This is a genomic window from Tsukamurella sp. PLM1, assembly GCF_023168325.1.
Classification (GTDB): Bacteria; Actinomycetota; Actinomycetes; order Mycobacteriales; family Mycobacteriaceae; genus Tsukamurella.
On sequence record NZ_AP025688.1, the window covers coordinates 2,718,021 to 2,735,624 of the forward strand.

Consider the following 17,604-nt stretch of genomic DNA (forward strand, 5'->3'; position numbering starts at 1 on the left):
ATGCTCGGGGTCCTGCTGCTGACGGCGGGGCTCGCGGCGTGCGCGAGCCCCGGCCCCGGCGACCGCATGTCCGGCAAGATCGTGGCCGCGCAGACGCCCACGTCCGACCCGAAGGGGCCGCAGATCGCGGCACCCGGCGAGTTGAGCGGGCTCGCGGAGGTCCGGGCGTACGACTCGAACGGCAAGGTCGGCACGCAGATGGTGTTCACCACCATCACGTTCGGCCAGTTCAACCAGCTCGGCGAGGTCGTCTCGCAGGCGTTCGACACGTCGGCGGCGTCGATCAAGATGCGGGTGCAGCGCACCGGCGGCACGGTGATCCTCTCGGGCACGGCCGATCTCGCGCCGCTGGCGCCGAACTCGGCGCTGATCGTGGTGTCGTTGCAGTTCCCCGGTCCGGTCACGGCGACCAACGGGCAGCAGGAGAGCGACGACCTGGTGACGTGGACGCTGAACGCGGGCACCTCCGCGGCGCTCACCGCCGAGGCCGACTACGCGGACCCGTCGATCGCGTCGTTCACCCGCTGGGCGTGGATCACGGCGCTGGTCGCGTTCCTCACCGCCGGCGTCGTGGCGTCGATCGCGTACGTGCGCCGCGACCGCAGCCCCAAGCCCGGCCAGGAAACCGCCGAGCCCGAGTCGCTCATCGAGCTCCCGCAGTGGCTGCGGGAGAAGCTGGGCCGCTAGACGCCGACCGGCAGCATCCCGAGGTTCTCGAGCACCTCGGAGGTGGCCTTGGCGAAGTTGAGCGTGCAGAAGTGCAGGGCCGGCGCGCCCTCGGCGATGAGCCGCTCCCCCATCCGCGAGGCGATCTCGATGCCGACGGCGCGCACGGCGGCGCGGTCCTCCTCGGGCCCGTCGCCCGCGGCGGCGCGCAGCTCGGCGCGCATCGCATCCGGGATCTTCGCGTTCGACAGCTCGGCCATGCGCGAGACCGACTTCAGCGACGTGATCGGCATGATGCCCGGGATCAGCGGCTTCGCCCCCTGCTCGGGGTCCTCCGCGATCACGGCGTCACGCAGCCGCAGGTAGTCGTCCACGTCGAAGAACATCTGCGTGATCGAGTAATCGGCGCCCGAGCGCAGCTTGTCCGCGAAGTACCGCACGTCGTGCGCCAGGTCCGGCGAGCGGTGGTGCCCCTCCGGGAACGCCGCGACGCCCACGTGGAAATCGCCCAGCTCGCGCACCAGCTCGACGACCTCGCTGGCGTACTCGACGCCCTCGGGGTGGCGCACCCAGTCGCCCAGCGGGTCGCCCGGCGGGTCGCCGCGCAGCACGAGCACGTTGCGCACGTCGCGGTCGGCGTACGCGCCCATCAGCGCGCGCAGCTCGGCGACGCTGTGGTTCACGGCCGTCAGGTGCGCGACCGGGAGCAGCGTGGTGGTCTCGGCGATCTCGCCGGTCACGCGCACCGTGCGGTCGCGGGTGGACCCGCCCGCGCCATAGGTCATGGACACGAACGCCGGGTCCATCCGCTCGAACGTGCGCACGGCGCGCCACAGCCGGGCCTCGCCCGCTTCGTCGCGCGGGGGCATGAACTCCACCGAGAACGGCATTCGCCCGCTCGCGCGCACGGCGTCGAGGCGATCGAGTACGGTCCGGCTTTGGTCAGTCACGCTTCTCAGAATAGGTTTGCCGGTATGACGCTGCCCGTCGCCCCGCCCGATACCGCCCTCGCCGACATCGCGGCGGCCGTGCAGCCGGCCCTCGAAACCTTCCTCGCCGAGCGCCGTGACCTGGTCGAACCCGTCGGTCCGGTGTTCGCCGAAGCCACCGCCGGGTTGGAGCGGTTCGTTTTGCTCGGCGGTAAGCGTATTCGGCCGGCCTTCGCCTGGACGGGGTGGCTGGCGGGCGGCGGGGAGGCCGACGGCGCCGTGGCCGCGGCCGCGTTGCGGGCCTGCGCGTCGCTGGAGTTCGTCCAGGCGTGCGCCCTGATCCACGACGACATCATCGACGCCTCGTTCACCCGCCGCGGCCGGCCCACCACGCACCGGGAGTTCGCGCAGCTGCACGCCGAGCGCGGCTGGTCGGGGTCGTCCGACAGGTTCGGCGAGGCGACCGCGATCCTGCTCGGCGACCTGGCGCTGGCCTGGGCGGACGACATGTTCCTCGGCGCCGGCCTGGAACCCGAGCGCTACCTGCGCGCCGCCCGCGCATGGGCCGCGATGCGCACCGAGGTCCTCGGCGGCCAGCTGCTGGACATCGTGAGCGAGGCCGCGCGCGACGAGTCGGAGGCGGCCGCGGAGCGCGTGGTCCGGTTCAAGACCGCCGGCTACACCGTGGAGCGCCCGCTGCACGTGGGCGCGGCGCTGGCGGGCGCGTCGGACGAGGCGATCGCCGCGCTGCGCGCGATCGGCGTCGATCTGGGCGTGGCCTTCCAACTGCGCGACGACCTGCTCGGCGCGTTCGGCGACCCCGAGGTCACCGGCAAGCCGTCGGGCGACGACCTGCGATCCGGCAAGCACACGCCGATGCTCGCGCACGCCCTCGCGACGGGCGGCGCCGCCGCGACCGAACTGCGCTCGCTCGTGGGCACCGACCTCGACGACGACGGTGTCGCACGCGCCCGCGCCGCCCTGCGGGAGACGGGGGCACCGTCGGCCATGCAGGCGCGGGTCGAGGAGCTGACCGCGCGCGCCACGTCCGCGATCGTGCGGGCCCCGATCGACGACGGTGCGCGGCCCGTCCTGGCCCGGCTCGCCGCGGTCCTGGTGGACCGGGCGGCGTAACCTTCCGATCCAGAGTTAGGCAAACCTAGCCACCACTGGGTATGGTTCCGTTTACCTAACAGTTGGTAAAGGAGACGCCACCGCATGTTCACCCGCACCCGCAAGGCCGCCCCGTTCGCGGCCGCGTTGATGGCCGCGAGCCTCGTGTTCGCCGGCTGCTCCACCACGAGCGCCGAGGACGAGGCCCCCGCCGCCGGCGAGAAGATCACCGTCAGCACCAACAAGGGCGAGGTGCAGGTCCCCAAGAACCCGAAGCGGGTCGTGGTCCTCGACAACACGAGCGCGGAGACCGTGAAGGCGATGGGCGTGACCCCGGTCGCGATCCCCAAGGGCCTGTTCGCCAAGAGCGTGCTGGGCGACTGGATCTCCAACGCGGACATCAAGGACACGGGCACCCACGCGGAGCCGAAGCTCGATGTCATCGAGGACGTCAAGCCCGACCTCATCATCGGCGGCTACCGCTTCGCGAAGGCCGAGGGCGACATCAAGAAGATCGCCGAGAAGACCGGCGCCGCCTTCATCGACATCGCCGCCGAGGACGGCGCGCCCAAGGGCCGCGTCGAGACCATGCGCGATTCGACCATCACCCTGGGCAAGATCTTCGGCAAGGACGAGCAGGCCAAGCAGATCGTGGCCGACTTCGACAAGAGCCTCGACGCCGCGAAGGCACAGGCCACAGGCCAGAGCGTGTTCCTGTCCATCGTCAACGGCGGCAAGATCGACAACGGTGCCAAGCGCATGCAGCCGTTCATCGCGCCGCTCAACCTCAAGGACGTGTTCGCGGGCCAGGCCGGCGATCACCACCAGAACTCGGGCCTGACCCCCGAGGCCATCGCTCAAGCGAACCCGCAGTGGGTCATCGTGATGGACCGCGACGCCGCCGTGCCGCCGACCGACGGCAGCACGCCGCAGACCGCCGCCGAGACCTTCAAGGCGCAGCAGGCGTTCGCAGGAGTCGAGTTCCAGCAGAAGGACCGGATCTACTACCTGGACAACGACTTCTACCTCCGTGAGGGCATCCAGGACTACGGCCAGAACTACGCCGCATTGGCTGAGGCCATGGCCGCCAAGAAGTGACGGCGACCGCCACCGACGCACCGCCCCAGGCGGGTTCCCGGAAGGGGACCCGCCTGGGGCGCGTCGCGCTCCCCGCGCTCGCCGTCGCGTGCGTGGTGCTGCTGGCACTGTCGCTGATGACCGGCGAGTACCACATCACCCTCGCGGGGCTGCTCGCCGGCGACGATGAGATGTGGCGCATGTTCTTCATCTCCCGTGTCCCGCGCACCGCCGCACTGGTGTTCGCGGGCCTCGCGATGAGCTTCTCCGGCGTGATCATGCAGCGCCTCACGCAGAACCGCTTCGTCGAGCCCACCACCGCCGGCACCGCCGAATGGGCGGGCCTGGGCGTGCTGCTGTGCATGCTGTACCTACCCGGCGCGACGCCCGTGGTGCGCATGATCGTCGCCACCGCGACCGCGTTCCTGGGCACGCTGATCTTCCTGGGCTTCATCTCCCGGATCCGCGCCCGACGGTCCGCCATCGTCCCGCTGGTCGGCCTCATGCTGGGCGCGGTGGTCAGCGCCATCACCACGTACCTCGCTATCGGAGCGAATCTGCTGCAGGCCGTCGTGAGTTGGCGCTCCGGCGGTTTCGCACACATCGTGCGCGGCTTCTACGAGCCACTGTGGGCCGTCGCGATCATCGCGGTGGCCACCTACCTGTTGGCCAACTACTTCACCATCGCCGGACTGGGCAAGGACGTCGCGACGTCGCTCGGCCTGCGCTACGGACTCACGATGGGCGTCGGGGTCACGATGGTCGCGCTGGCGTCGGGCGTCACCAGCGTGGTCGTCGGCTTCATCCCGTTCCTCGGCCTCGTGGTGCCGAACATCATCAGCGCGCTGCGCGGCGACGACGTGCGCAGCGGGCTGCCCTGGGTGGCGATACTCGCGACCGTGCTCATCGTGGGCTGCGACCTGATCGGACGGGTCGTCGTTCGGCCCATGGAGATCCCCGTGTCCGTGATCATGGGCGTGATCGGCGCGGCCACGTTCCTCGTGATCGTGCTGTCGAGGAGGAACCGTGTCGCTCTCTGAGGCAACGGCGGGACCGTCGGTCAGCGCGGGCGCGAGCCGGGTGGGCTGGCGCACCCGGATGGCGATCGCCGCGACCCTCGCGCTGGTGGCGCTGACGGTGTACCTGCTGATGCGCACCGGCGCGGACGACGTGCTGCGCTGGGACTTCCAGTTCGGGCTCTCGTTCGAGCGGCGGGTGCGGACCGCGACGGCGATCGTGATCGCGGCCTTCTGCGGAGCGGTCGCGACGGTGCTCTTCCACACCGTGACGCACAACCGGATCCTCACCCCGTCGATCATCGGCCTGGACTCGCTGTACGTGCTGATCCAGACCGTGGGCGTGTTCCTGGTGGGCGGCCGGTTCGTCGACAACGGCGACTCCGTGCCGCAGTTCGTGGCGCAGACCGCGGCGATGGTGATGTTCGCGGCGGTGCTCTACGGCTGGCTGTTCTCGGGCCGGTTCGCGAGCCTGTTCCTGCTGCTCCTCGCGGGTGTCGTGCTGGGGCTGGCGTTCCGCGCGTTCGCGGAATTCCTGCAGCGCCTGCTCTCCCCCACCGAATTCGACGCGCTCTCGATCAAGCTGTACGGCCGGCTCAGCGCGGTGAACGCCGACCTACTGCCGATCGCGGGGATCGCCTGTCTCGTGGTCGGCGTCGTCGTGTGGCGGCGGCGCCGCGTGTTGGACGTGCTGCTGCTGGGCCGCGATCCGGCGATGGGCCTCGGCGTGAACCACCAGCGCGAGCTCACGCTGGCGCTGGTGCTCATCGCCGTGCTGGTGTCGATCAGCACCGCGCTCGTGGGGCCGATGATGTTCTTCGGCTTCATCATCGCCACGCTCGCCTACCAGCTCGCGGGCGACTGGCGACACCGCGCCACGCTACCGATGGCCTTCCTGATCGGCGTGATCATGCTCGCGGCCGGCCAGTTCATCCTGCACAACGTGTTCTACGCCAACGGGATGCTCACCGTGATCATCGAGTTCGCCGGCGGCATCCTGTTCCTCGCCATGCTGTTCCGCCGAAGGGGGACGATGTGAAAGACACCGTGAAGGACACCGACTCCGCGATCGCCACGCTCCCCGCGATCGCGTTCACCGACCTCACGAAGAAGTACGCCGAGACGGTGGTGCTCGGCCCGGTCTCCGGCGAGTTCTCCCGCGGGGGCGTCACGGCACTGGTCGGGCCCAACGGCGCGGGCAAGTCGACGCTCCTCACCATCCTGGGCCGCCTGCTGACGCCGGACGCCGGCGCCGCGCTGCTCGACGGCGTCGAGATCCGCTCGATGAAGCCCACCGCGGTAGCGCGCAAGCTCGCGATCCTCCGGCAGGAGAACGGCGTCAACGCCCGCCTGACGGTGCGCGATCTGGTCGCGTTCGGCCGGTTCCCGCACAGCCGCGGCCGCATGACCGCCGAGGACGTACGGCACGTCGACGAGGCCCTGGGCTTCCTCGGCCTCACCGACCTGGAGGACCGGTTCCTCGACGAACTGTCCGGCGGCCAGCGCCAGCGGGCGTTCGTGGCGATGACGCTCGCACAGGACACGGACGTGATCCTGCTCGACGAGCCGCTCAACAACCTCGACATGCGCCACCAGGTGAGCATGATGCGCCGCCTCCGCCGCGCCGCCGACGAACTGGGCAAGACGATCATCCTGGTGGTGCACGACCTGAACTTCGCGGCCGCGTACTCCGACCGGATCGTGGCGCTGAAGAACGGCACGATCGCGGCGTCGGGCGCACCGTCGGAGATCATGACGGCCGATCTGCTGACGGAGATCTTCGAGACCCCCGTGGCCGTGCACCACCTTCAGGGCGGCCCGGTGGCCGTGTACGCGGGTCTGGCCTGACGGTGCCGCGGCCTAGACTGGCGGGGATGTCCGGATCACTTCAGGCCGCGCTGCGCGGCTACAGCGCGTTCCTGCGGTCGGCCGAGGGCCGCCCCGCCCTGCTCGGGCTGCTCGGCGCCGTGCTCGCCACGGTGGGCAGCTTCGGCGCCGGTGCGGTGCGCGTGCACGACACCCAGCTGGAGGCGACGCATCTGTCGTGGCTGCGGTTCGGGCACGGTCTGGTGCTCAGCTCGGTGCTGTTCTGGGCGGGCATCGCGCTCCTGATGATCGCGTGGATCCGGTTCGGGCGCGCCGCGCTCGCCGGGCGCGCCGAGGCCCGGCAGGTGGCCGGCACCGTCGCCCTGTGGATCGTTCCGCTGCTCGTGGCCGTGCCCCTGTACTCGCGGGACGCATACAGCTATCTGGCGCAGGGCGCGCTGCTGCGCGACGGCTACGACCCGTACGTGGACGGCCCCGTGATGAACCCGAACGGCCTGCTGGACGACGTGAGCGGGATCTGGACCACCACCACCGCGCCGTACGGTCCGCTGTTCATCCTGATCGCCCGCGTGGTCACGGGCGTGCTCGGCGACAACGTGCTCGCCGGGGTGATCGCGCTGCGGCTCGTGATGCTGCCGGGGATCGCGCTGTCGGTGTGGGGCGTGGCGAAGCTCGCCCGGCACTTCGGGACGCAGCCCGCGGTGTCGCTGTGGCTGGCGGTGCTGAACCCGCTGGTGATCGTGCACCTGGTGGGCGGCGTGCACAACGAGGCGCTCATGGTGGGCCTGATGGTGGCGGGTATTGCACTGGTGCTCGACCGGCGGCACCTCATCGGCGTGGCCGTGATCGTGACGGCCGTGGCGGTCAAGGGCACCGCCGCGATCGCGCTGCCGTTCGTGGTGTGGATCTGGTACCACCACCGGCGCCGGGACCGCCCCGACGAGGGCGTGGCTCGCTCGTACGGCGCGGCGATCGGCGCGTCGATCGCGCTGTTCGTGGGCCTGTTCGCGGCGTTCTCGCTGATCGCCGGCGTGGGTCTGGGCTGGACCACGGCGCTCGCCGGGTCGATCAAGATCATCAACTACATCACCCTGCCGACGGCGATCGCGCAGCTGTTCGCGTTCGCCGCGGCACCGTTCACGGACCTGCACCTGGCGCCGATCCTCATCGTGACCCGCGCGCTGGGCATCGCCGCGCTGGCGATCACGCTGGTGGCGCTGTGGTGGCGGTTCCGGCAGGACGAGCGGCGCAACGTGATGGGCATCCTGCTGGGGCTGCTCGCGGTGTGCGTGCTCTCCCGCGTCGCTGCCCTGGTACTACACCTGGCCGCTGGCCGTGGCCGGGGCGTTCACCTGGTCGCGGCGCACACTGGCGATCATCGCCGGCCTCTCGGTGTGGCTCATGGCGGTGTTCATGCCCACGGGGTCGATCGGGCTCTACTCGCTGTGGAACGTGGCCCTGGCGGCCGCGCTGGGCGCCCTGGCCGGCTGGTCGCTGCTGCGCCCGGACCCGCTGCAGGTGCGGCCGAAGCTCGGCCTGGCACCCGCGGTGTAGACACGAGCTGCGCGAGTCGGCGGCGCAGGGACTCCCGCCATGGGGACGGCGTCTCGTCAAATCTGTTATGCGGTTTCGGCATGCCTTGAAAGCGCAGGTCACGGCGCTGCCCGGACGATCGGCCATGCGAAGTCCGCATAGCCGGGGCGCCGAACGTTCCCCGCACTCCCCGACTTGTCGGTGCCGGTATGTCGCCACGACCGAGAGTCGGTTGGGATTCCCGCTGTTCGAGCGCGGCCCCGGCGGCGCCTCACCGGCCCCCACCGGCTTGCAGGCACTCGCCGTCATCGAGCGGATCGTGGCGGAACTCGATGAACTGGACTCGCTGAGCGGTACCCCGAAGCAGTCCGTCACGATCACCCGCACCGCGGAGATCGGCCTGCCCGACCATCTGGAGGGCAAGGTCACGCGGTGGAATCGAGAACACGAGCTGCAGATCGAGTACGTCATCGTGGATGACCCGGTCGCGGCGCTGCGCTCCGGCGAGTCCGATCTCGCCGTAGCCCTGGTGACGGGGCCGCGCCTCGAGGGGTTCGAGGCCGTTCCTGTGCGAATGCGGTCACAGGGTCGGCGGGTCGAGCCCCTTGCGAGAAAGCACGCTCGATCTCCGCCCCCGGCGAACCCAGAGCCCCGCCGTGCCGCGCCGGTCGGATCCGGGCGCCGCTAGAACGCCATCGACTGCGCGCGGCGGATGACCTCGCGCGCGGAATCGGTGTGCAACAGCTCGGCGGGGCAGTCGCCCAGGTCCTCCTGCTGCTCGAACAGCCAGCGCATGATCTCGTCGTCGCGGAACCCGCCGTCGCGGAGCACGCTGAGCAGACCCGTGAAGTGCTTGGCGATGGCGAAACGCCCGTCGACCTCGCCGAAGAACAACCGGGGGATGTGCACGTCGCCGCCGCGCTTCACGGCGATCAGCTGGTGATCGCGGAGCAGCTGGAGCACCTTGGACTGCGAGACGCCGAGGCCCTTGGCCACGGTGGACGTGTTGTAGGTGTCGGTGCCCTCGGGCAGCAGATCGTCGCTGACGAATGGGATCGAGCTCACCGTCACACTGTACCGAGCGTGTGGATTCGGACCTTCTCACCCCGGGGTCGCTAGGCTGAACTGTCGACACCGTGACACACGAGAGGACTAGGAGAAGGTGAACACTCCCCGCGACCGGCTGATCGGTGCCCGCATCGAGGGCCGCTACCGCATCGATGCGGTGATCGCGCGCGGCGGCATGTCCACCGTCTACATGGGCCTCGACCTGCGGCTCGACCGTCCGATCGCGATCAAGGTGATGGACCCGAAGTACGCGGCGGACACGCAGTTCGTCTCGCGGTTCGAGTTCGAGGCCCGCGCCGTCGCCAAGCTCAAGGACCCGGGCCTGGTGGCCGTGTACGACCAGGGCGTCGACGGTGACCTGGCCTTCCTGGTGATGGAGCTGGTCACCGGCGGCACGCTGCGCGAGCTGCTGGGCGAGCGCGGGCCCATGCCCCGCACGCCGTGGCCGCGGTGATGGGCCCCGTGCTCACCGCCCTCGGCACCGCGCACCGGGCCGGCCTGGTGCACCGCGACGTCAAGCCCGAGAACGTACTCATCTCGGACGGCGGCGAGGTCAAGGTCGCCGACTTCGGCCTCGTCCGCGCGATCGCGGCCGCCTCGGTCACGAGCTCGTCGGTGATCCTCGGCACCGCCGCCTACCTCTCGCCGGAGCAGGTGGAGTCCGGCAACGCCGACGCGCGTTCGGACGTGTACTCGAGCGGCATCCTGGTCTACGAGCTGCTCACCGGGCAGGTGCCGTTCACCGGCGATACGGCGATCTCGCTCGCCTACCAGCGCCTGCACAACGACGTCCCGCCGCCCAGCGCCGCGATCGCCGGGGTGCCGCCGGAGTTCGACGAGTTCGTCGCCCGCGCCACCGACCGCGACCCGTCGCGCCGGTACGCCGACGGCTTCGCGATGGCCGACGCCCTCACCACGATCGCGGACGAGTTGGACCTGCCGCCGTTCACCGTCCCCGCGCCGCGGTCCAGCGCGGAGCAGCGGGCCGCCGCCGCGATGTACGACGCGCAGCGCGGCCAGCCCCTCATCCCGGCCGCCGCCGAGCCCACCGGCGCCCTGATGCCCGATGCCACGCCCCCGCCCGTGGCACCCGTCGCGGCACCGCGCACCGTCGGGCCGCCGACCGCCGCCCTACCACCCGTCCCGGTCCACCACACGCGGGCCGAGACGATGCACGAGCCGTTGCCGGCCGAGACGGCGCCGCCGCAGCGGGTCGCACCGCGCCGCGGCCGCGCGAAGTCGTGGATCGTGGTCGCGATCATCGCGCTCGTCGCGCTGCTGCTGGCGTTCGGCGGTTGGTGGTTCGCGTCCGGCCAGTTCACGACGGTGCCCACCGTGACGGGCATGGACCGCGCGGCGGCCGAGCGGGCGATCAAGGACGCGGGCCTCGACGTCGCGCTGGACGGCAAGTACAGCAACGACATCACCGAGAACACCGTCACCGGCCTCGACCCCGCCGCCGGCAGCCGGATCAGCCGGTTCGGCACCGTGACCGTCGAATACTCGCGCGGCCGCCCCGTGGTGCCACAGTTCCAGGCCGGCGACAGCCCCGAGAACGTCGAGAAGCTGCTGCGCGAGAGCGGCCTGGTGCCCAAGCGCGGGCCAGCGCAGTTCAGCCGCGACATCCCGCAGGGCGGGGTCATCGGCCTCTCGCCCACGCCGGGCACACGTGTGGCCGTCGGTTCGACGGTGACGGTGGTCGCCTCAGCGGGCAATCAACCGGTGAACATCCCCGACGTCCGCGGCCGCACGCCGGACGAGGCCACGTCGATCCTGCGCTCGGCGGGTCTGACGGTGAAACAGACCAAGCAGCAGTTCGACTCGTCGACCGAGGCGGGCAAGGTGTTCGGCACCGACCCGTCGGGGCAGGTGAACAAGGGCGGCAGCGTCACGCTGCTCGTCTCGAACGCGCTGACGGTGCCCGACGTGACCGGCAAGTCCGCGTCGGAGGCGCAGCAGATGCTCTCGAACGCCGGCCTGTCGGCGGAACTGACGGGCGACAACGGATCCGGCTCGGTCGTCACGTCCACCAGCCCCTCCGCCGGCGCGCGCGTCGACCCGTCGAACAACCGCGTGACGGTCACCCTCGCGGCCCGGGTCACGGTGCCGTCGGTGACGGGGATGAACGTGGGCCAGGCCCGGTCGACGCTGCGGGACGCGGGCCTGCAGGTGAAGGTGAACGGCATCTTCGCCTCGGACAACTCGCAGGTGATCTGGCAGGACCCGGGCGGCGGCTCGCGCGTGAAAGCCGGGTCCACCGTGACGATCACGGCGATTCCGTAGCCGCCACCCGCGCGCCGGCTTCGCCTCCCCCGGGAACGCCGGCAGGGACGCGAGCCGCCCGCTAGCGTGGGCATCATGAACCGGACCTCCGTCCTCACCCGCGCGGTCGCCCTCGCTGCGGTCGGCGCGATCGCCCTCGCCGGCTGCACGTCCAACTCGTCCGACGGTGCGCCGGCGTCCTCCGCGGCGTCCACCTCGGCCGCCGCCCGCGGGGTCGCGAGCCAGGTCGCGGCGCTGCTCGCCGAGGCGAAGGAGACCTTCGACAATCCCACCCGCACCTCCACCGCGGGCAACACCGACAAGACCGTCGACAACATGGCGGTCGTCGAGCAGAAGCTACTGGAGGCCTCCGCGCTCGCGCCCTACCGGGCGGACCTGCTGTTCAGCGCGGCGTCGGCGCGGATCGCGCAGAAGAACGTCCAGGGTGCCGTGGAGTTGTACCGCACGGTGCTGACCTTCGCGCCGGACGACGACGATGCGCACACCTACCTCGCGGTGTGGAACCGCTTCCTCGGCGACGCCGCGGGCTCGGCCGCGGAGGTCGAGCAGTTGCGCCGGGTCGCGCCGGACCGCGTCCCGGAGGTCGAGGCGCTGTTCGCCGCGATCGACGGTGCCGTACGCACCCCGATCACCGACGCCGCCCCGGCGAGCGCGCCGCCGGACACGGGCATCGTCGTGCTCGGATACGCGCTGAAGAAGGACGGCACGATGGACGCGCCGCTCCTGCAGCGGCTGGAGAAGACCCTGGAGGTGGCGCGCGCCGTGCCCGCCGCGCCGATCGTGGTGACCGGCGGCGTGGAGCAGGCCGGGAACACCGAGGGCGCGCTCATGAAGAACTGGCTCGTGGAGCGGGGCGTCGACGCCGCGCGGATCACCGACGAGAACTTCGCCCGCACCACCGTCGAGAACGCGCTCTACAGCTCGTACGTGCTCGCCACGAAGCGGGTCGGGCACGCGATCGTGGTGAGCTCCGCGAGCCACGTGCGGCGCGGCACCGTCGACCTGGTGCTGGCCGCGCGGGAGAACCTGCCCGCCACGTTCACCGTGAGTTCCGTGGCGGCCGTGGACAAGCCGCTCGCCGAGCTGACGACTCCGTCGGCGGACGAACTGCGCAGCATCTACCGCGACGCGCTGAGCACCATCGGCCTGTGGAGCTACCGGAGCGCGCCGCTGCTGCAGCGCTGAGGCCTCACCCGCGGAGCACGCCGCGCAGGTCGTCGAGGACTGCCGGGTTCTCGATGGTCGACGGGACCGCCTCGTCGCGGCCCTCGGCGATGGCGCGCATGCTGCGCCGCAGGATCTTCCCGGACCGGGTCTTCGGCAAGGCCGCGACGATCGCGACCTCCTTGAGCGCGGCGACCGCGCCGATGCTCTCGCGGACCTGCTGCACGATCTCGGAGCGCACCGTGTCGTGGTCCCAGTCGCCGCCGGCCTTGAGCGCCACCAGCGCCCGCGGAATCTGCCCCTTGAGCTGATCCGCCACACCGATGACCGCGCATTCGGCTACGGCCGGGTGGCGGGCGATCGCCGCCTCCAGCGCGCCGGTCGAGAGCCGGTGGCCCGCCACGTTGATCACGTCGTCGGTGCGGCCCATGACGAACAGGTAGCCGTCGGAGTCGAGGTAGCCGCCGTCGCCGGTCAGGTAGTTGCCCGGGTAGGTGGCGAGATACGAGTCGACGTACCGGTCGTCCGCGCCCCACAGCGTCGGCAGCGTGCCGGGCGGCAGCGGGAGCGAGATCACCACGGCACCTTCGGCTCCGGCGGCGACATCCTGTCCGGCATCGTCGACGATGCGGACCCCGAAGCCGGGGACGGGCACCGTCGCACTGCCCGGCTTGATCGGCATGGGCTCCACGCCACGCAGATTCGCGGCGATGGGCCAGCCCGTCTCGGTCTGCCACCAGTGGTCGATCACCGGCACGCCCAGCTTCGCCGACGCCCACTCGTAGGTGTCCGGATCCAGCCGCTCCCCCGCCATGAACAGCGTCCTCAGGCTCGAGATGTCCGACTTCGCAACGAAGTCCGCCTCCGGGTCCTCCTTGCGGATCGCGCGCAGCGCCGTCGGTGCGGTGAACAGATTGCTCACGCCGTGCCGCTCGATCACCCGCCAGAACGCGCCCGCATCGGGCGTGCCGACCGGCTTGCCCTCGTACACCACCGTCGTGGCGCCGATCAGCAACGGCGCGTACACGATGTAGCTGTGGCCCACGACCCAACCCACATCGGAGGCCGTCCACCACACCTGTCCCGGGTGCGCGTCGTAGATCGCCCGCATCGAATAGGCTAGCGCCACCGCGTGTCCGCCGTTGTCGCGCACCACGCCCTTCGGCTTACCGGTGGTGCCCGACGTGTACAGGATGTACAGCGGGTCCGTCGCCCGCACCGCGACCGCGGCGGCGGGCTGCGCCGCCGCCTCTGCCCGCGCCCAATCGTGATCCAGCGCACCGAGTTCCGCCGTGAGCTGGGGCCGCTGCCACACCAGCACCGCGGACGGCTTCACTGTGGCCAGGTCGATCGCGGCGTGCACGATCGGCAGGTACGGCAGCACCTTGCTGCCCTCGAGTCCGCACGACGCGGTCACGATCACCTTCGGCTCCGCGTCGTCGAGCCGCGCCGCCAGCTCCGGCGCCGCGAAGCCCCCGAACACCACTGAGTGCACCGCCCCGATCCGCGCGCACGCCAGCATCGCGACCACCGCCTCGGTGATCATCGGCAGGTAGATCACCACCCGATCGCCCTTGGCCACACCGAGCTCCGCGAGCGCGCCCGCGAACTTCGCGACCCGTTCCAGCAGCTGCGCGTACGTGAGCGTGTGCACCTCACCCGTGATCGCTGAATCATGGATCACGGCGGGCTGATCGCCCCGCCCCGCCGCGACATGCCGATCGACCGCGTTCACGCACGTGTTCAGCTCGGCGTCCGGGAACCACCGGTACAGCGGGGCGCCGGCATCGTCGAGCACCCGCGTCGGCGGCACGGCCCATTCGATCGCGGCGGCCTGCTCGGCCCAGAAACCCTCCGGATCGGTCATGCTGCGGCGGTATTCGTCGGCGTGGGCACCCATGGGGGCATGGTCCCAGGAGACCAGTGGCGCGGCGGGTGATTCCGGCGATCTGTGGCCCACCTCATCGGGAAGCCGGGCGACCGACCCGGGGCCTTGTTAGCCTCCGGGCGACCGCACCTGGTTAGCCTCCGGGCGACCGCACCTGCGGGCCTGCACGGCGGAGGGAGTCGCGATGACGGAGACGAACGACGGGACGCACCGCAGGTGCGCCCTGGACACCATGCCCACGCAGGATCGGCGGGCGATCGAGGAGTGGAACTCCGTGCGGTCGCTGCTCATCATCAGGTTCTACGGCGGCGCGGTGGGGCTGCTGCTCCCCGTCGCGCTCATCGTCGTGGACTTCGCCACGTCGGGCGAGTACTGCGTCCGGGTCCGGGACTCACTCAGCGTCTACTACCACTCCGGGGCACGGGACATCTTCGTGATCGGCCTCGGCATCGTCGGATTCCTGCTGTTCTCGTACAAGCTCAATCGGCGATCGGCTGCGAACGCACTGAGCACCGTCGCCGGCATCGCGGCGATCGCCGTCGCGGCCTTCCCCACCCGGCTCCCCGGGGCGATCCCCGCGGGCGAGTGCGGCGCGGGCGCGAGGCCGCCGGTCGCGACGCCCCTCCAACTCGCGTTCGGTGCCGACCGGACGGCCCTGGTGCACGCGGTAGCCGCGCTCGTGGTGTTCGCGCTGTTCGTCCTCATGTGCGTCACGACGGCGCTACACGACCGCAGCAACACCTTCCAGCGGCCGGCGGCCGCCCCGCCGGGGAGCGGGTGGGTGCGGCGTCTCCTCGCGCAACTGTCGAACCGCGCCGGGTGGCGGTTCCACCTCGGGTGCGCGGTGACGATCGTGGCCGCCGGCGCGCTGTGCCTGCTCGCGGCGCGGGCGCGTGCGACGCTGCCGCTCCACCTCGGCCCGCTCTGGGTGGCCGAGGTCGTCGGCATCCTGGCGTTCTCGGCGTCCTGGTTCGTCAAGGGCCTGGACGACATGTTCCTCCGCCGCGAGCCGTGGTCGCAGCAGGACCTGTCCGACATCCGGATGGGCGTGGCGCGGGGCGACGCCCTGACGTTGCTACCCTGCGGCGAGGACGGACTCCCGGCCGGCGGATCCGCCGCCCGGGAGCTCCGCTACACCGTGTGATCAGCCGCGGAGCATCTCCGCGACGAGGAAGGCCAGTTCGAGGCTCTGCTGGGTGTTCAGGCGCGGGTCGCAGGCGGTCTCGTAGCGGCCGGCGAGATCCGCGTCGGAGATGTCCTGCGCGCCGCCCAGGCACTCGGTGACGTTCTCGCCCGTGAGCTCGACGTGCACGCCACCGGGGTGCGATCCGATGGCGCGGTGCACCTCGAAGAAGCCCTGCACCTCGTCGACGATGCGGTCGAAGTGGCGCGTCTTGTACCCCGTGGACGACTCGTGGGTGTTGCCGTGCATGGGGTCGCACTGCCAGATCACCTTGTGGCCCGTCGCCTCGACGGCCTCCACGATCGGCGGCAGCGCGGTGCGCACGTTGCCGTTGCCCATCCGGGAGACGAGGGTGAGCCGTCCCGGCTTGTTCTTCGGGTCGAGCCGCTCGACGTACTCCACCGCCTGCTCGGGGGTGGTCGTGGGGCCGATCTTCACGCCGATCGGGTTGTTGATCAGCTCCATGAAGGCGATGTGGGCACCGTCGAGCCGGCGGGTGCGCTCCCCGATCCACAGGAAGTGCGCCGACAGGTTGTAGAGCACCTGCTGGGCCGCCGGATCGTCCGGGTCGTCCGCGAGGCGCAGCAGCCCGCGCTCGTAGTCCAGCACCAGCGCCTCGTGGCTGGAGAAGATGGTGGCGGACTTGAGGTTGCGGTCCTCGACGCCGCACGCGGCCATGAACCGCAGGCCACCGTCGATCTCGGAGGCGAGGGCCTCGTACCGCGCCCCGGCCGGCGAGTTCGCGACGAACTCGCGGTTCCACTCGTGCACCTTGTGCAGGTCGGCCATGCCGGACCCGGTGACGGCGCGCACCAGGTTCATCGCAGCCGAGGCGTTGGCGTACGCGCGGATCAAGCGCGACGGGTCATGCCTGCGGACGGCCTCCTCGGGCGGGAAGCCGTTGACCATATCGCCGCGGTAGCTGGTCAGTCCCAGCGCGTCGGTGTCCGAGGACCGCGGCTTGGCGTACTGGCCGGCGATCCGCGCGACCTTTACCACCGGCATCGACGCGCCGTAGGTGAGCGCGACGGCCATCTGCAGCAGGGTGCGGATGTTGCCGGCGATGTGCGGCTCGGTGTTGTCGACGAACGTCTCGGCGCAGTCGCCGCCCTGCAGCAGGAAGGCGCGCCCCAGCGCGACCTCGGCCAGCTGGTCCTGCAGCGCCTGGATCTCCGGCGGCACGGTGATCGGCGGCACCGACTCCAACACGGTGCGCATCGCGTCCGCCTGCTCCCGCGGCCAGCTCGGCTGCTGCAGCGCGGGCTTGGCCAGCGCGGCGTCGAGACGCTCGCGCAGGTCACCCGGGAGAGCCGGAAGCTTGGGGAGGGTATCGATGGGGACGTCGACGGTCCAGTTCACTGCCACGTGAGCAAGATTACGCGGTCATGATCGCCCGGTACTTCGCCAGGTTGTGCCGGGCGTCGGCGAGCGCGTCGTGGGCGTCCGACGGTGCCGGGGGCAGGTGGGGCCGGCCGCGCTCGTCCCACAGCTGCTTGAGCTCGCGCGTGAACCGCGGCATCGACCGCGGCAGCGCCGTCATCGGACCCCAGAGCTGGCAGAGCGCGACGTGGTCGTAGGCCGCCACCCACGCCCACAGCTCGACGTCGCCGGGGCCGGCGGTGAGGAAGTCGAGCACCCCGTCGCGGATCGCCGCGCGCGACTGCCACGACCTACTGGCCGGCGGCGGCAACTTGGGCAGCACGTTGGCGCGGACCCACGGCCCGGCGCGCTCGGGGTCGAACTCGGTGGAGACGGCGTAGAACTCGCGCCCGTCCTCGCCGACGATGCCGATCGAGACCAGGTCGATGACCCGGCCGTCCTCGATGAATTCGAGGTCGTAGAAGTACTTCACGGGGT

The 17,604-nt window shown here is 71.1% G+C and carries 15 protein-coding genes and 1 pseudogene; 11 read left to right on the forward strand and 5 right to left on the reverse strand.

What is annotated here, in order from left to right:
- A complete protein-coding gene (locus tag MTP03_RS13990) occupies positions 1 to 687 on the forward strand; it encodes a hypothetical protein (protein WP_248488796.1) in 687 nt (228 codons plus the stop codon).
- Here MTP03_RS13990 and MTP03_RS13995 read toward each other — a convergent pair.
- Positions 684 to 1,556, reverse strand: coding sequence for a methylenetetrahydrofolate reductase (locus MTP03_RS13995; protein ID WP_248492181.1), 873 nt, complete (start codon positions 1,554 to 1,556; stop codon positions 684 to 686). The genes MTP03_RS13990 and MTP03_RS13995 overlap by 4 nt on opposite strands.
- Before the next feature lie 84 nt (positions 1,557 to 1,640).
- Between MTP03_RS13995 and MTP03_RS14000 the strand changes: the two genes are divergently transcribed.
- From MTP03_RS14000 to MTP03_RS14030, 7 genes are all read left to right on the forward strand, one after another.
- Entirely contained in the window at positions 1,641 to 2,729 is a 1,089-nt protein-coding gene (locus MTP03_RS14000) for a polyprenyl synthetase family protein (protein ID WP_248488797.1), read from the forward strand.
- Positions 2,730 to 2,813: 84 nt separating this feature from the next.
- Positions 2,814 to 3,806, forward strand: coding sequence for an ABC transporter substrate-binding protein (locus MTP03_RS14005; RefSeq protein WP_248488798.1), 993 nt, complete (start codon positions 2,814 to 2,816; stop codon positions 3,804 to 3,806).
- A complete protein-coding gene (locus MTP03_RS14010) occupies positions 3,803 to 4,825 on the forward strand; it encodes an ABC transporter permease (RefSeq protein ID WP_371820766.1) in 1,023 nt (340 codons plus the stop codon). The genes MTP03_RS14005 and MTP03_RS14010 overlap by 4 nt, the downstream gene beginning before the upstream one ends.
- On the forward strand, positions 4,812 to 5,840 hold the full coding sequence (locus MTP03_RS14015) for an iron chelate uptake ABC transporter family permease subunit (RefSeq protein ID WP_248488799.1): 1,029 nt from the start codon (positions 4,812 to 4,814) through the stop codon (positions 5,838 to 5,840). Before MTP03_RS14010 ends, MTP03_RS14015 begins: the two co-directional genes overlap by 14 nt.
- The gene (locus MTP03_RS14020; RefSeq protein ID WP_371820767.1) at positions 5,837 to 6,649 is read left to right on the forward strand and encodes an ABC transporter ATP-binding protein; all 813 of its coding nucleotides are present in this window, start codon (positions 5,837 to 5,839) and stop codon (positions 6,647 to 6,649) included. The genes MTP03_RS14015 and MTP03_RS14020 overlap by 4 nt, the downstream gene beginning before the upstream one ends.
- A 26-nt stretch (positions 6,650 to 6,675) precedes the next feature.
- Positions 6,676 to 8,271 carry an alpha-(1->6)-mannopyranosyltransferase A gene (locus MTP03_RS14025; protein WP_248488800.1) on the forward strand — a complete coding sequence of 532 codons (1,596 nt, stop codon included), beginning with the start codon at positions 6,676 to 6,678 and terminating at the stop codon, positions 8,269 to 8,271.
- 122 nt (positions 8,272 to 8,393) lie between these two features.
- Entirely contained in the window at positions 8,394 to 8,849 is a 456-nt protein-coding gene (locus tag MTP03_RS14030) for a hypothetical protein (protein WP_248488801.1), read from the forward strand.
- On the opposite strand, the gene MTP03_RS14035 is transcribed toward MTP03_RS14030, so the two are convergent.
- Positions 8,846 to 9,226 (reverse strand): Rv2175c family DNA-binding protein, encoded by a 381-nt coding sequence (locus MTP03_RS14035; RefSeq protein WP_248488802.1) that lies wholly within the window; start codon positions 9,224 to 9,226, stop codon positions 8,846 to 8,848. The genes MTP03_RS14030 and MTP03_RS14035 overlap by 4 nt on opposite strands.
- Before the next feature lie 97 nt (positions 9,227 to 9,323).
- Between MTP03_RS14035 and pknB the strand changes: the two are divergent.
- Positions 9,324 to 11,512, forward strand: a pseudogene (pknB, locus tag MTP03_RS14040) (Stk1 family PASTA domain-containing Ser/Thr kinase).
- Positions 11,513 to 11,587: 75 nt separating this feature from the next.
- Positions 11,588 to 12,697: a YdcF family protein gene (locus MTP03_RS14045; RefSeq protein WP_248488803.1), complete on the forward strand. Its 1,110-nt coding sequence runs from the start codon at positions 11,588 to 11,590 to the stop codon at positions 12,695 to 12,697.
- Positions 12,698 to 12,701: 4 nt separating this feature from the next.
- On the opposite strand, the gene MTP03_RS14050 is transcribed toward MTP03_RS14045, so the two are convergent.
- Entirely contained in the window at positions 12,702 to 14,576 is a 1,875-nt protein-coding gene (locus MTP03_RS14050) for an acetate--CoA ligase (RefSeq protein WP_248488804.1), read from the reverse strand.
- 172 nt (positions 14,577 to 14,748) lie between these two features.
- Between MTP03_RS14050 and MTP03_RS14055 the strand changes: the two genes are divergently transcribed.
- Positions 14,749 to 15,708 carry a DUF998 domain-containing protein gene (locus MTP03_RS14055; protein ID WP_248488805.1) on the forward strand — a complete coding sequence of 320 codons (960 nt, stop codon included), beginning with the start codon at positions 14,749 to 14,751 and terminating at the stop codon, positions 15,706 to 15,708.
- On the opposite strand, the gene MTP03_RS14060 is transcribed toward MTP03_RS14055, so the two are convergent.
- The gene (locus tag MTP03_RS14060) at positions 15,709 to 17,106 is read right to left on the reverse strand and encodes a class II 3-deoxy-7-phosphoheptulonate synthase (RefSeq protein WP_248492189.1); all 1,398 of its coding nucleotides are present in this window, start codon (positions 17,104 to 17,106) and stop codon (positions 15,709 to 15,711) included. It lies immediately after the preceding gene.
- A 16-nt stretch (positions 17,107 to 17,122) separates the two neighbouring features.
- Positions 17,123 to 17,599: a polyadenylate-specific 3'-exoribonuclease AS gene (locus MTP03_RS14065; protein WP_248488806.1), complete on the reverse strand. Its 477-nt coding sequence runs from the start codon at positions 17,597 to 17,599 to the stop codon at positions 17,123 to 17,125.
- Positions 17,600 to 17,604 lie beyond the last annotated feature (5 nt).

Coding starts and splice junctions, on each gene's coding strand:
- MTP03_RS13990 (WP_248488796.1), top strand. CDS start 1: ATGCTCGGGGTCCTGCTGCTGACGGCGGGGCTCGCGGCGTGCGCGAGC.
- MTP03_RS13995 (WP_248492181.1), bottom strand. CDS start 1,556: ATGCCGTTCTCGGTGGAGTTCATGCCCCCGCGCGACGAAGCGGGCGAG.
- MTP03_RS14000 (WP_248488797.1), top strand. CDS start 1,641: ATGACGCTGCCCGTCGCCCCGCCCGATACCGCCCTCGCCGACATCGCG.
- MTP03_RS14005 (WP_248488798.1), top strand. CDS start 2,814: ATGTTCACCCGCACCCGCAAGGCCGCCCCGTTCGCGGCCGCGTTGATG.
- MTP03_RS14025 (WP_248488800.1), top strand. CDS start 6,676: ATGTCCGGATCACTTCAGGCCGCGCTGCGCGGCTACAGCGCGTTCCTG.
- MTP03_RS14045 (WP_248488803.1), top strand. CDS start 11,588: ATGAACCGGACCTCCGTCCTCACCCGCGCGGTCGCCCTCGCTGCGGTC.
- MTP03_RS14050 (WP_248488804.1), bottom strand. CDS start 14,576: ATGGGTGCCCACGCCGACGAATACCGCCGCAGCATGACCGATCCGGAG.
- MTP03_RS14055 (WP_248488805.1), top strand. CDS start 14,749: ATGACGGAGACGAACGACGGGACGCACCGCAGGTGCGCCCTGGACACC.